This is a genomic window from Azospirillum sp. CT11-132 (assembly GCF_047302835.1).
In the GTDB taxonomy this organism is placed as follows: domain Bacteria; phylum Pseudomonadota; class Alphaproteobacteria; order Azospirillales; family Azospirillaceae; genus Azospirillum.
The window spans coordinates 1,589,369-1,601,653 of record NZ_JBGLZA010000003.1; the positions used below are offsets into that span (position 1 = coordinate 1,589,369).

The 12,285-nt window shown below is 67.7% G+C and carries 15 protein-coding genes; 2 read left to right on the forward strand and 13 right to left on the reverse strand.

Annotated elements, in window-relative coordinates; genetic code table 11:
• The first annotated feature begins 8 nt into the window (after nt 1-8).
• A complete protein-coding gene (gene serB / locus ACCD06_RS13270; protein WP_413341154.1) occupies nt 9-902 on the forward strand; it encodes a phosphoserine phosphatase SerB in 894 nt (297 codons plus the stop codon).
• A 21-nt stretch (nt 903-923) separates the two neighbouring features.
• Here serB and ACCD06_RS13275 read toward each other — a convergent pair whose 3' ends face one another.
• The 13 genes from ACCD06_RS13275 to ACCD06_RS13335 all read right to left on the reverse strand — a co-directional run bounded on the left by ACCD06_RS13275 (nt 924) and on the right by ACCD06_RS13335 (nt 11,079).
• The gene (locus tag ACCD06_RS13275; protein ID WP_109074025.1) at nt 924-1,334 is read right to left on the reverse strand and encodes a bacteriohemerythrin; all 411 of its coding nucleotides are present in this window, start codon (nt 1,332-1,334) and stop codon (nt 924-926) included.
• Nucleotides 1,335-1,520: 186 nt separating this feature from the next.
• On the reverse strand, nt 1,521-2,306 hold the full coding sequence (gene fabI, locus ACCD06_RS13280; RefSeq protein ID WP_109153454.1) for an enoyl-ACP reductase FabI: 786 nt from the start codon (nt 2,304-2,306) through the stop codon (nt 1,521-1,523).
• Between the two features lie 320 nt (nt 2,307-2,626).
• Nucleotides 2,627-3,067, reverse strand: coding sequence for a DUF2892 domain-containing protein (locus ACCD06_RS13285; protein ID WP_413341157.1), 441 nt, complete (start codon nt 3,065-3,067; stop codon nt 2,627-2,629).
• A gap of 60 nt (nt 3,068-3,127) precedes the next feature.
• Entirely contained in the window at nt 3,128-4,018 is an 891-nt protein-coding gene (locus tag ACCD06_RS13290; RefSeq protein WP_413341159.1) for a PRC-barrel domain-containing protein, read from the reverse strand.
• Between the two features lie 111 nt (nt 4,019-4,129).
• Complete coding sequence (ureG, locus tag ACCD06_RS13295) at nt 4,130-4,774, reverse strand: urease accessory protein UreG (RefSeq protein WP_413341161.1); 645 nt, start codon at nt 4,772-4,774, stop codon at nt 4,130-4,132.
• Nucleotides 4,771-5,490 carry an urease accessory protein UreF gene (locus tag ACCD06_RS13300; protein WP_348770406.1) on the reverse strand — a complete coding sequence of 240 codons (720 nt, stop codon included), beginning with the start codon at nt 5,488-5,490 and terminating at the stop codon, nt 4,771-4,773. Before ACCD06_RS13300 ends, ureG begins: the two co-directional genes overlap by 4 nt.
• Entirely contained in the window at nt 5,474-5,956 is a 483-nt protein-coding gene (locus ACCD06_RS13305; RefSeq protein ID WP_109074030.1) for an urease accessory protein UreE, read from the reverse strand. The genes ACCD06_RS13300 and ACCD06_RS13305 overlap by 17 nt, the downstream gene beginning before the upstream one ends.
• Nucleotides 5,956-6,816: a glutamate racemase gene (gene murI, locus ACCD06_RS13310; RefSeq protein WP_413341163.1), complete on the reverse strand. Its 861-nt coding sequence runs from the start codon at nt 6,814-6,816 to the stop codon at nt 5,956-5,958. The genes ACCD06_RS13305 and murI overlap by 1 nt, the downstream gene beginning before the upstream one ends.
• Nucleotides 6,817-6,974: 158 nt before the next feature.
• Nucleotides 6,975-8,684 carry an urease subunit alpha gene (gene ureC, locus ACCD06_RS13315; RefSeq protein WP_413341165.1) on the reverse strand — a complete coding sequence of 570 codons (1,710 nt, stop codon included), beginning with the start codon at nt 8,682-8,684 and terminating at the stop codon, nt 6,975-6,977.
• Between the two features lie 27 nt (nt 8,685-8,711).
• The gene (locus ACCD06_RS13320; RefSeq protein WP_149267881.1) at nt 8,712-9,017 is read right to left on the reverse strand and encodes an urease subunit beta; all 306 of its coding nucleotides are present in this window, start codon (nt 9,015-9,017) and stop codon (nt 8,712-8,714) included.
• Between the two features lie 12 nt (nt 9,018-9,029).
• Nucleotides 9,030-9,332: an urease subunit gamma gene (locus tag ACCD06_RS13325; protein WP_085089984.1), complete on the reverse strand. Its 303-nt coding sequence runs from the start codon at nt 9,330-9,332 to the stop codon at nt 9,030-9,032.
• 124 nt (nt 9,333-9,456) lie between these two features.
• Nucleotides 9,457-10,323, reverse strand: a complete 867-nt coding sequence (locus ACCD06_RS13330; protein WP_413342503.1) for an urease accessory protein UreD — start codon at nt 10,321-10,323, stop codon at nt 9,457-9,459.
• Nucleotides 10,324-10,425: 102 nt separating this feature from the next.
• Nucleotides 10,426-11,079, reverse strand: coding sequence for a LuxR C-terminal-related transcriptional regulator (locus ACCD06_RS13335; protein WP_413341168.1), 654 nt, complete (start codon nt 11,077-11,079; stop codon nt 10,426-10,428).
• Between the two features lie 457 nt (nt 11,080-11,536).
• Between ACCD06_RS13335 and ACCD06_RS13340 the strand changes: the two genes are divergently transcribed.
• Complete coding sequence (locus ACCD06_RS13340) at nt 11,537-12,205, forward strand: LuxR C-terminal-related transcriptional regulator (protein ID WP_136704393.1); 669 nt, start codon at nt 11,537-11,539, stop codon at nt 12,203-12,205.
• The last annotated feature ends 80 nt before the right edge of the window (nt 12,206-12,285 follow it).

A 12,285-nucleotide genomic window follows, 5' to 3' on the forward strand; every position in this document is an offset into this window, starting at 1 on the left:
ACCCGCCGATGAACGCCATCGTCACGCTGATCGCCCCCCGTACCGCCACGCTCGACGAGGCCGTCGTCCAGACCGCCAAGGCGGCGCTGGTGGGCTTGGGCGCCGATGCCGGCGCGCCGGACTGGCTGGCTCCCGGCACCGCCTGCGACCTGCCCTTCGGCAATCTGGCGCCGGAGCAGGCGGAAGCGGCGATCCGCCATGCCCTGAACGGCGCCACGCTGGACATCGTCGCCCAGCCGGCGGCGACCCGGCGCAAGCGGCTGCTGGTCGCCGACATGGAATCGACGATCATCGAGCAGGAGATGCTGGACGAGCTGGGCGACTATGTCGGGCTGAAGGACCACATCGCCGCCATCACCGCCCGTGCCATGAACGGCGAGATCGACTTCAAGGATGCGGTGCGCGAGCGGGTCGCCCTGCTGAAGGGCCTGAAGGAGACGGTGATCGACGAGGTGTGGCAGCGCGCCACCCTGATGCCGGGTGCGGCCCAGCTGGTCGGCACCATGCGCGCCAACGGCGCCGCCTGCGTCCTGGTGTCGGGCGGCTTCCGCTGCTTCACCGGCCGGGTGCGCAGCTGGATCGGCTTCGACGACGACCGCGGCAACGAGTTGGAGGTGGTCGACGGCGTGATGACCGGCAAGGTGATCGAGCCGATCCTGGACAAGGACAGCAAGCTGCAGGCGCTGATGGCCTATGCCGGCGAGCACCGCGTGCCGATGGCGGAGACCATGGCCGTCGGCGACGGTGCCAACGATTTGCCGATGCTGCTGGCCGCCGGTCTGGGCGTCGCGTTCCATGCCAAGGCGGTGGTCGCCGCCGAAGCCCGCGCCCGTGTCGACCACGGCGACCTGACCGCCCTGCTCTACGCCCAGGGCTACCGGGCGGCGGAGTTCGTGGGATAAGGAAGGGTTCGCCTTTGCCCCTCACGCCCACACGCCGCGGACATAGGGTGTCAGCTGCGTGTCCGTCAGGATGATGTGGCGGACCAGCCAGTCGGCGGTGAATTTATAGAGCTTCTCGGCGTTCTCGTGGGTGGGTTCGTTGGAGAACTGGTTCGACAGCTCGCTGACCTTCTGGACAGCGGCGCGGTGCATGGCGACATGCTCGTCGAACTTCGGGTAATGCACGATCTGCATGATCCGCTCTTCGCGGGCGAAATGCTCCTTGGTGTATTCCAGAAGTTTGATCAGGATCTTGGCAACGCGAACCGGCTGGAACCGCGGGGCGGCCAGCGCGGCGTCGAGTTCGTTCAGATACTCGATCAGGTGTTTGTGATCGTCGTCGATGGCCGGCTGCCCGACGCTCAACTGCCGTCGCCATGTGATGGCGCCCATGACCTTGCGGCCTCCCCCCTTAACCGGCACCCCGTTGGGGAGGATTATGAATGGTGTTACCACCGCACCCAAACAGCCGCCGGCGTCACACGGCAATTTGACGCACCCGCATGACGCGAACCGGAACGGAGCGGGGCGGATGCGTCGCCGCACCCGCCCCGTTCTACAGACTTACGTTGATAAATCTCAGCCGACGATCGAATACCCGCAATCGACATAGGTGGTGTCGCCGGTGATGCCCTTGGCGCCGTCGGTGGCGAGGAAGGCGGTGGTGTAGCCGACCTCCTCGATGGTCACCAGACGGCCTTCGGGGGCGCGCTCGGCGGCCTTGTTCATCAGCTCGTCGAAATGGGCGATGCCGGAGGCGGCGCGGGTCTTGATCGGGCCGGGCGAGATGGCGTGGACGCGGATGCCCTTCGGACCGAGTTCCGCCGCCAGATAGCGCACGCTGGCCTCCAGCGCCGCCTTGACGGGGCCCATGACGCCGTAATTGTCGATGACGCGGTTGGCGCCGAAATAGGACATGGTGAACAGCGACCCGCCGTCCTTCATCAGCGGCTCAGCATAGCGGGCCATGCGGATGAAGGAGTGGCAGGAGACGTCCATCGCCTGCTGGAAGCCCTCGCGCGAGCAATCGACGACACGGCCGTGCAGGTCCTCCTTCGGCGCGAAGGCGATGCTGTGCAGCGCGAAGTCGAGCTTGCCCCACTTCTCGCCGATCTTGTCGAACAGGGCCTTCAGCTGGCCTTCGCCGGTGACGTCCACCGGTTCGAAGATCTCGGCCTCCAACTGCTGGGCCAGCGGCTCGACGAACTTCTTGGCCTTGTCGTTCAGATAGCTGACCGCAAGGTCGGCACCCATGGCGCGAAAGGCGCGGGCGCAGCCCCAGGCGATCGACTGGTCGTTGGCAATGCCAAGGACGAGCCCCTTCTTGCCTTCGAGCGTGGCGGCGGCGGGAATGATCGTGGTCATGCGGACTGTCCTGCGGTCGATGGGACGGGAGGAGCGGCCGCAACCCCGGCCGCCTTTCGCCAGGTGAGATCACGCGGCGCTCCTTGTGCAGTGCACCATAAACCAACCGCCGGAGGTCCGCAATGTGCAATGGGCGCGCTCCGCACATGCGCCTCAATCATTGCGCAGCATTGCTCGGAAAGCGTTCAGTAAAAACTGAATTGTTGCCGTTTCAGTCTTTCATTGATCCATATCAAAACGGCCTGCCAGTATGGGACTGGCAGGCCGTTTCTTGATGACATTTCCGTTATGGCGTCACGCCGCTTGTGCGGTCCGCCTCCTTAGCGGGCAACACCCGGCGTAAAAGACGGCGGATCGCTGGCCGGGAAGGATTCCTGCGAGGCCTCGTCGACGATCTCCTCCTCACACGCCTCCTCATAGATGTCGCCGGGATGGCGGGAGTAGCGATTGACGCCCTGGTTCACATCCTGTGCCGGAATCGCCGCCCGGTCGTTGTGCGACCAGTCGGCCAGCATCGCCTTGCCGGGGCAATAGCCGGTCAGACCGCGCGCCACGAGAGCGCCGCCGGCAAGCGCCATCGCGGCGCCGGTCCAGTTGGGCCGGCGCAGGCCCAGGACCGCCAGCAGCACGCCGCCGGCCAGCGACGCCAGCCGCTCGGTATGCCCGACATTGATGCTGTAACCGCCGCTGGGTCCGTGAATGCGGTCGTTGAGGCCGCGCAGGTTGCGCTGGGCCGTTTCGGTGATGAAAGAGAGTTCCATGTCGGTCCTCCTGAATGCGGGTCCCGGTCGGGGATCGTCCGCCATCGGATCGTTATCGCGTCACTGTTGGGAAACCGGCGGCTGGGGGGTGCCGTTCCCGGACGTCGTCCCGGAAGCAGACCCCGGCGCCGATTGCGAAGTGCCGCCCTGACTGCTTCCCTCCTGGCCGCTGGAACCGGCGGCGCCGCGCGCCTGCTGCAGTTCACGGTTCAGCCGCGCCACCTCCTGCGACAGGCGCTGCACCTCCTGGCGCAGCGGCGCAGCCGAGGCATCGCCGCCGCCCGCCGAGCCGGCGATGGCGGCCAGCGTCGCCGAATCCCGCATCCAGTAGGGCGCCACGCCGTAATAGGTGTGGACCGCCATCGCCCATTGGCGGTCGTTCATGTTCGGCCGGTTCTTCTCGTCGAAGCGCGGGGCGTTGGTCAGCTTGTCCTTCGGCACGTTCAGGACATAGCCGTCGCCGGACGGGGAGAACAGCGCCCAAGGCACCGGGAAGTGGCTGTCGCCGATGCCGAGGAAGCCGCCCAGCTCGACCACCGCATAGGCGACCCGGCCGCTGGCGGGATCGATGATCAGTTCGGACACGCTGCCGAGATCCTTGCCGTCCGGGCTGCGCAGCTTGGCGTCCTCAAGCTCGTCGGCGGCGATCGCGCGCGGATGGGCGATGGAGTCCTGCAGGGCCGCCGCCTCGCCCAGGATGGCCTGGCAGGCGGGCGCGTTGCCCTTCTGCGCGGCGGCCTGTGCCGCCTGCTGCAGGGCGCGGAGCTGTGCGGTTTCCTGCTGGGTCACCGGAGCGGGGGTACCGGGGCCGGCAGCCTCAAGAGCCGCCGCCTGCTGTCCCAGCCGGTCGAGCCCGGCCGCGCAGTCGTCGGCCGCCAGCGCGGGCGCGGCGAAAGACAGGGTTCCCAGCGCGGCCAGCAGCAGGGCCGTTGCAGGGGTGGGGCGCGTCATTAGGGCATCCTCCGGCTTGAATCGTCTCATGCTGCATGAACAGCATGGTCAAGCCGGAGGTTCCATCAGCCAGAGATTCCCTGGCGCCGATCTTCCCCCAGTTGTGAAAGGTCAACCCGGAAGGGGCAATCCGCCGCGCTGGATGATGAAGGACTGGATGGCGTCCAGACCCTCGCCCGCCTTGACGTTGGTGAAGACGAAGGGGCGATCACCACGCATCTTGCGGGCGTCGCGGTCCATCACCTCCAGGCTGGCGCCGACCATCGGGGCGAGATCGGTCTTGTTGATGACCAGCAGATCCGAGCGGGTGATGCCCGGCCCGCCCTTGCGCGGGATCTTGTCGCCGGCCGACACGTCGATGACGTAGATGGTGATGTCCGCCAACTCCGGCGAGAAGGTCGCCGCGAGGTTGTCGCCGCCCGATTCGATGAAGATCAGGTCCAGGTCGGGGAACTTCGCGTTCATCTGGTCGACGGCGGCGAGGTTGATCGAGGCATCCTCGCGGATCGCGGTGTGCGGGCAGCCGCCGGTCTCCACCCCCATGATCCGTTCCGGCTTCAGCGCGCCGGAGCGGGTGAGGAATTCCGCATCCTCCTTGGTGTAGATGTCGTTGGTGATCGCCGCCACCTCCCAATCGTCGCGCATGCGCTTGCACAGCGCGTCGGTCAGCGCGGTCTTGCCGGAGCCGACGGGACCGCCGATGCCGACGCGAAGCGGACCGGCGTGGCTCTTTTCGATAGCGGGGAGAGCGCTCATGAGCGGAACAGCCTCGTATATTGGGTTTCGTGGATCATTGAGGTCCAGTCGACAGCCATCGCCCGGCCGCCGAGATCGTCCAACGGGGCGGCCAGCGCCGCCTCCGCCGCGCCATGCGTGATGGGGTCGAGGGCGGCCAGCGCGCGCTGTCCGTCGGTCTGGCCCAGCGGCACCAAGCGAACGCCGGCCGACACCAGATTGGCGGCGAAGGCGTGCAGGTAGGCGGTCAGCGCCGGCCCCTCCGCCACGCCGATCAGCGCCGACACCAGCGCCACCGCCACCGCATAAGCGACCGGCCGGCCGGTGGCGGCGATCACCGAATCCCAGCGCGGCAGGTTATCGAGCGGCCATGCGGCGCGGATCGCCAGCAGGAAAGCCTGCCCCTGCGCCCGCGATTCGAGCGCGGTCTCGGCGGACGCGCGGAGGATGTCGGCCCGCTCCACCGCCCAGGCGAAGCCGGTCTCGTCCCCCACCAGCACGGCACGGTGGGCGGCGGCGAACAGCATGCCGTCGGTGCGCCCGGCGCCGTGGCGCAGGATGCCGTCGAGCCAGACGATCATCGTCGCCCGGTCCCGCACCAGCCCCTGCTCCACCGCCGCCTCGATCCCATGGCTGTAGGAGAAGCCGCCGACGGGAAAGCTGGGCGACAGCCACGCCAGCAGGCGCGTCAGGGCGTGGGTGGAGACGCTGTGATCGACCTCAGTGCGAATGCCCATGCCCGCCGCCATGCGAATGCCCGCCATAGGCGCCGCCTTCCGGCATGAAGGGGGCGATCACATCGCGCACCTCCGCCCCCAGCCCGCGCAGCATGTCCTCGATCACATGATCGCGGCGCAGGCGGATGGTGTCGCCGACGATCTGCACCGGCAGGTGACGGTTGCCGAGATGCCAAGCGACCCGCGCGAAAGCCTCGACCGGGCCGGGCACGCGGACTTCCATCAGCTCCTCAGAGGCGGCGACCACGCGCAGGAAGCTGCCGTCGATCAACTCCAGCCCGTCGCCGTCGTCCAGCGCCACCGCCCGCGGCAGGTCGAGCAGGAAGGCGCCGCCGGCATCGTCGGTCATCGCCATGCGGCGGCGGAAACGGTCATCGAAGGCGAGCGTCACGGTGCCGGCCGCCTGCTCGACCGGCCAATGGCCGCGGGCGTGGACTCGGGTGGCGCGGCGGGTGGGATCGGTCATCAGCGAAGCCGTTCAAAGGGGGTCGGGTGGCCGAAGAAGCGGCCGGCCAGATCGCTGACCAGCGCCGCGTCCCCGGTGGTGAAGAAGCGCAGGCCCCGTTCGGCAGGATACGGCCGGTATTCGGGGTGACGGTCGAGATACTGCTCCAGCGAGCGGGCGGTCAGCGTCGGCTGGCACAGCACCTCCACCCCCGGCGGCAGCGCACGGGCGAACAGGTGGCGCACCAGCGGGTAATGGGTGCAGCCCAGCACCACCGTGTCCAGCGGCTGGCTGCCCATCTTGTCCAGCAGCACGCGGACATAGCCGGCGACCGCCGGTTCGATCTCGTCATCCGACGCGCCGCGCTCGATCAACGGCACGAGGTCGGGACAGGCCTGCTGCACGACGCGGACCGAAGGCGCCCGCTTGCCGATCTCCCGCGGGAAGGACCCGGAATTGACCGTGGCCGCGGTGGCGAAAATGCCGACACTGCGCGGTTCGGCGAGATGGTCGGGCGGAACGGTGTCGATCATCCACGGCACGCGGGTGATCGCCTCCACCATCGGCACCAGCACGCCCAGCACGTTGCGGCCGGGATGGGCCGACGGCAGCCATTCCTGCTGCAAACGGCGCAGCGCCACCGCGGCTGCGGTGTTGCAGGCGATGACGACCAGCCGGCAGCCCTGGGCGAACAGCCGATCCATCCCGGCGATGGTCAGCCGATAGATGTCGTCCTCGCTGCGCGGGCCGTAGGGAGCGGCGGCATGGTCGCCGAGATAGACGAATGGCCGGTCGGGTGCCGCATCCACCAGGGCGCGCAGCACCGTCAATCCGCCATGTCCTGAGTCGAATACACCGATCAACTGTTTGAGCCTTCGCAACCATTACCCTCTCCCGCCCCGGGAGAGGGAGGGACCCGCCGAAGGCGGGAGGGTGAGGGGGGTTCCGGACATGGATCTAATCCTTGGAATACCCCTCACCCTTCCCAAGCTTCGCTTGGGCCCCTTCCCTCTCCCGGGGCGGGAGAGGGAGCGTACCATCAGAACAGGAAATACCGCTGCGCCATCGGCAGGACGTCCGCCGGTTCGCAGGTCAGCAGTTGCCCGTCCGCCCGTACCTCGTAGGTTTCCGGGTCCACCTCGATGTACGGCGTGGCGTCGTTGTGGATCATGTCCTTCTTGCCGACGGTGCGGGTGCCCTGGACGGCGATCAGTTCGCGGTGCAGGCCAAGCTGGCGGCCGACCTCCAGCTCCATCGCCTTGGCACTGACGAAGGTCACGCTGCTGGCCTGGAGCGAGCGGCCGAAGGCGCCGAACATCGGGCGGTAATGCACCGGCTGCGGCGTCGGGATGGAGGCGTTCGGATCGCCCATCAGCGCGGCGGCGATGGTGCCGCACTTGATCACCATGTCCGGCTTCACCCCGAAAAAGGCCGGCGACCACACCACCAGATCGGCGAGCTTGCCGACCTCGACCGAGCCGACGACATGACCGATGCCGTGCGACAGCGCCGGGTTGATGGTGTATTTGGCGATGTAGCGCTTGACCCGGAAATTGTCGTTGTCGCCGGTCTCCTGCGGCAGCCGGCCACGCTGGAGCTTCATCTTGTGGGCGGTCTGCCAGGTGCGGATCACCACCTCGCCCAGCCGGCCCATCGCCTGGCTGTCCGACGAGATCATGGAGAAGACGCCCAGATCGTGCAGGATGTCCTCCGCCGCGATGGTCTCGCGCCGGATGCGGCTCTCGGCGAAGGCGACGTCTTCCGGGATGCGCGGGCTGAGGTGGTGGCACACCATCAGCATGTCGAGATGCTCGTCCACCGTGTTGATGGTGAAGGGCCGCGTCGGGTTGGTCGAGCTGGGCAGCACGTTGCCGAGGCTGGCCACCCGGATGATGTCCGGCGCATGGCCACCGCCCGCCCCTTCGGTGTGGAAGGTGTGGATGGTGCGGCCCTTGAACGCCGCGATGGTGTCCTCGACGAAGCCCGATTCGTTCAGCGTGTCGGTGTGGATCGCCACCTGGACGTCGAGCTGGTCGGCAACCGTCAGGCAGGTGTCGATGGCGTCCGGCGTGGTGCCCCAATCCTCGTGCAGCTTCAGGCCGCAGGCGCCGGCGGCGATCTGCTCCAGCAGCGCGTCAGGGCGGCTGGTGTTGCCCTTGCCGAAAAAGCCCAGATTGATCGGCAAGCCTTCGGCGGCCTGGAGCATCCGCTCCATATGCCACGGCCCCGGCGTGCAGGTGGTGGCGGAGGTGCCAGCGGCCGGGCCGGTGCCGCCACCCAGCATGGTGGTGACGCCGCTGTTCAGCGCCTCGTCGACCTGCTGCGGGCAGATGAAATGGATGTGGGCGTCGATGCCGCCGGCGGTGACGATCTTGCCCTCGCCCGCGATCACCTCGGTGCCCGGACCGATGATGATGTCGACGCCGGGCTGGATGTCGGGGTTGCCGGCCTTGCCGATGGCGGCGATGCGCCCGCCGGTGATGCCGATGTCGGCCTTGACGATGCCCCAATGGTCGATGATCAGGGCGTTGGTGATCACGGTGTCGACGGCCCCCTGGTGGCGTGAGCGCTGGCTTTGTCCCATGCCGTCGCGGATCACCTTGCCGCCGCCGAACTTCACCTCCTCGCCATAGACGGTGTGGTCGCGTTCGACCTCGACGATCAGGTCGGTGTCGGCCAGCCGGATACGGTCGCCGGTGGTCGGGCCGTAGAGGGCCGCATATTCGGCCCGGTCGATGCGATGCGCCATTGTCGTTCGCCCTTCCCTGTCGGCCCGTCAGAGGGCGCCGTTGACCATGCGGTTGAAGCCGATCACCACCCGGTCGCCGCCATAGGCGACCAGAGTCACGCGCCGGGTCTGGCCGGGTTCGAAGCGAACCGCCGTCCCGGCCGGAATGTCGAGCCGGAAGCCGCGCGCCTTCTCGCGGTCGAAGGTCAACGCGCTGTTGGTCTCGTAAAAGTGGAAGTGCGAGCCGACCTGGATCGGCCGGTCGCCGGCGTTGGCGACGTCGAGTTCGACGGTGGCGCGGCCATCGTTCAGCACGATCTCGCCGGCCGCCGGGAAGATTTCACCGGGTTTCATGGGCAGTCCCCCTCAACGGATCGGCTGGTGGACGGTGACGAGCTTGGTCCCGTCGGGGAAGGTTGCTTCAACCTGGATGTCGTGGATCATGTCGGCCACGCCGTCCATCACCTGATCCCGGGTCAGCACGGTGGCGCCGTCACGCATCAGTTCGGCGACCGTGCGGCCATCCCGCGCGCCTTCCACCACATAGTCGGTGATAAGGGCGACCGCCTCCGGATGGTTCAGCTTGACCCCGCGTTCCAGCCGCCGCCGCGCCACCATCGCGGCCATCGCGACAAGCAGCTTGTCCTTCTCGCGCCCTGTCAGGTTCATCGGGGGATTGCCCTTTCGCCACCCTGTTCGTTACCGGCGATTATGCCACGCCGAAGCGGTGCGCCAAGTGCGTCGTATGACGTAGAGGGTTGAACCAGTTGACGCGGAAGCCTGGGCTCGGCCGTCACACCTCCCACAGCCGCGGCAGGCGGGTGGGCAGGCCGGCGGCCTCGGCGCGCAGGCCGGACCACAGCGTCGCGTAGGCGCGCCGCACCGCACGGGCATCGCCGCCGAGAATGCGCACGATCAGCAGGCCGTCCAGCGCGGTGGCGCCGATGCGGGCCCCCTCCAGCGGCTCGGCCAGCGCGCGGACGGCGTCGAGATGGGTGCCGGCATCGGGAGCGGCGTGCAGCAGAGTGGCGCAGGCCGCTGCTCCGCCGAAGCCGGCGGGGTGGGCCAGCGCCTCGGCGATGTCGTCGTCCAGATGCAGGGAGTCGGCCCAGATCAGACGGCCGTCGCGGGCGACCTCCCAGGCGTCACGGATCAGGCCACGGGTGACGGTCTCGCCGAAGGCGGCGCGGCCGAAGACCAGCATTTCGCCGGCGATGACGCGGCCGTCACCCGCCAGATCGATCCGGGTCAGGCGGCGAAGACGGGAGCCTTCGAAAACGATCGCCTCCTGCGGCATCCATTCCAGCCAGCCATCGTCCTCCACCGACAAGGCGGTGTCGATGCGGCAGTCGGCGCCGGTTGAGCGGTAGACCTTCTCGGCCGCCTGGGTGGTGACCAGCGCCCTGGCACCCGGCCCGATCGACAGGGCGATGTCCATGCGGTCACCGCCGACCATTCCGCCGGATGTTGTGGCAAGCACCGCGATGGGAAGGTCATCGCGGCGCGGCGTCGGCATCAGCACCCGCAGCGGGTCATGATGGTAGAGAGTCGCCAGTCGGGTCTCGCCGTGGCGATGCTCGAACCGGACGGTCGCCGCGCCATGGACGGCGACCTTCTTTTCCTCACGCGCCGAGCCTTCCGGCCTGTCGGCCACCGCCACCTGAACCAAGCGCCCGCTCCCCGACTGCCAACTGGACTCTGCGGGCGCCAGTCTGCCGGAAGCGAAGCCGTTCAGGCAATGCGGACAAACACCCCGCCCCGCTCAGCCCTCGCCGTTGAAGCAGCCGTTGCGGGCGGCGACCACCGCGACCTGGGTGCGGTTGCGCACGCCCAGCTTCTGCATGATGGCGCGCACATGCACCTTCACCGTGCCCTCCAGCACGCCCAGGCCGCGGGCGATCTCCTTGTTGGAGTGGCCGGCCAGCAGCAGTTCGAAGACGTCGCGCTGGCGGTCGGTCAGGCGGTCGAGGATGTCGTCGTTGCCGCGCGGCCCCTCGGCCAGCGCCCCGTTCAGCACCGCGCGCGGCAGCGGCAGGAAGATGTCGCCGCTGAGCGCCAGCGAGATGGCATGCTCCAGCACCTCCGGCGGGCTGGTCTTCAGCACGTAGCCGCGGGCGCCCATGCGGACGCTGTCGACGATGTCGGCAACCTCGTCGGAGTTGGTGAGGATCAGGACCGGCACGTCGCCCAGCGTCTCCTTCAGCCGTCGCAGCCCGGCGATGGTGCTGCCGCCCGTGTCATCCTCTTCCCCGCGCGGCGGGCCTGGATCGTAGAGAACCAGAGCCAGCTCGGGAGTCTGGCGGCCAATGTTCAGCGCTTCATCCAACGACCCGGCCTCCAGCACGCGCGTCCCAGGGCAGATTTCGCCGATGGACAGCGCGAAGCCATGGCGCACCATCGGCTGCTCGTCGACCACCAGAAATATCCGCGTGGGATTGCCCGCGCTACGCGAACCATCGCGCGCTTGAAGCTCGAACTCCATTGTGTCCCCTTATTCTCAGCGGACCGCTCCTCAGTAGGGCCAAGAACACCAAAAAGCCCCAACGGAAAAGCGGTTCATTCGCGCCGCTCTTTGGCGCAGCTACCCCTAAATATCGAATGAACGGATCTGCGTTCAATTTCCGGCCAAATCTGATCTATTGCCTGTGACTTTCCTGTTCTCACCTTGCGCCGTTGGTTAATGAACCGTATAAATCATCCCGGCATGAAGCGTAAAGCCCGCTGTTCCGAACAATATTGTTCTAATTTTCTATGTTCGGAGTCTGCGTGGGCCGGATCAACCGGTCCGGTCCTTGGCCTGATCCTTCAGGCGCGGACAAAAAGGGGGGATCGCCGCCGCCCGGTGATAAGGGCGGCCCAGCGGAGGATGAACAATGACGACATGGAATGTGATGCTGGTCGACCATGACCGGCTGTTTTCGGCGGCCTTGGCAACGTTGATCGGCGGCGGCCCCTTCCGGGTCAGCGCCCACGCGGCCAGCGCCGACGACGCGCTCGACCTCATTGCCGATGGCGAGGAGCCCGACCTGATCGTGCTGGCGCTCCAGGACGGCATGCCTGAGGAAATCGCCGGCATCCGGCGCCTGCGCGACGGCACATCGGCCCGGATCGCGGTGCTGGCCGACACCATCGCCGACCGCAGCCTGTCCCAGTCGCTGAAGGCGGGCGCCGACGCCTATCTGAACAAGAGCATGTCGAGCGAGAGCCTGCTGCGCTCGCTGCGGCTGGTGATGCTGGGCGAGGTGGTCTATCCGACCCATGTCGCCGGCCTGCTGATGGCCGCCGCCAACGAACGCCCGCAGCACAGCCCGACCCCGATCGCCATGCCGCCCAGCGGTGACCTGTCGAAGCGCGAGGTGCAGATCCTGCGCTGCCTACTGGCCGGCCAATCGAACAAGGCCATCGCGCGCAACCTGCACATCACGGAATCGACCGTGAAGATGCATTTCAAGAACGTGATGCGGAAGATCAACGCGCAGAACCGCACGCAGGCGGCGGTGTGGGCGATCCAGAACGGGCTGTCGCCGCTGGTGACGGCGTAGGGATAAGCTGGTGTCGGCGTAGGGATAATTTGTGTAGGTGCGGGCTTCGATTGCCCCCACCTTAATCCTCCCCCGCTGGG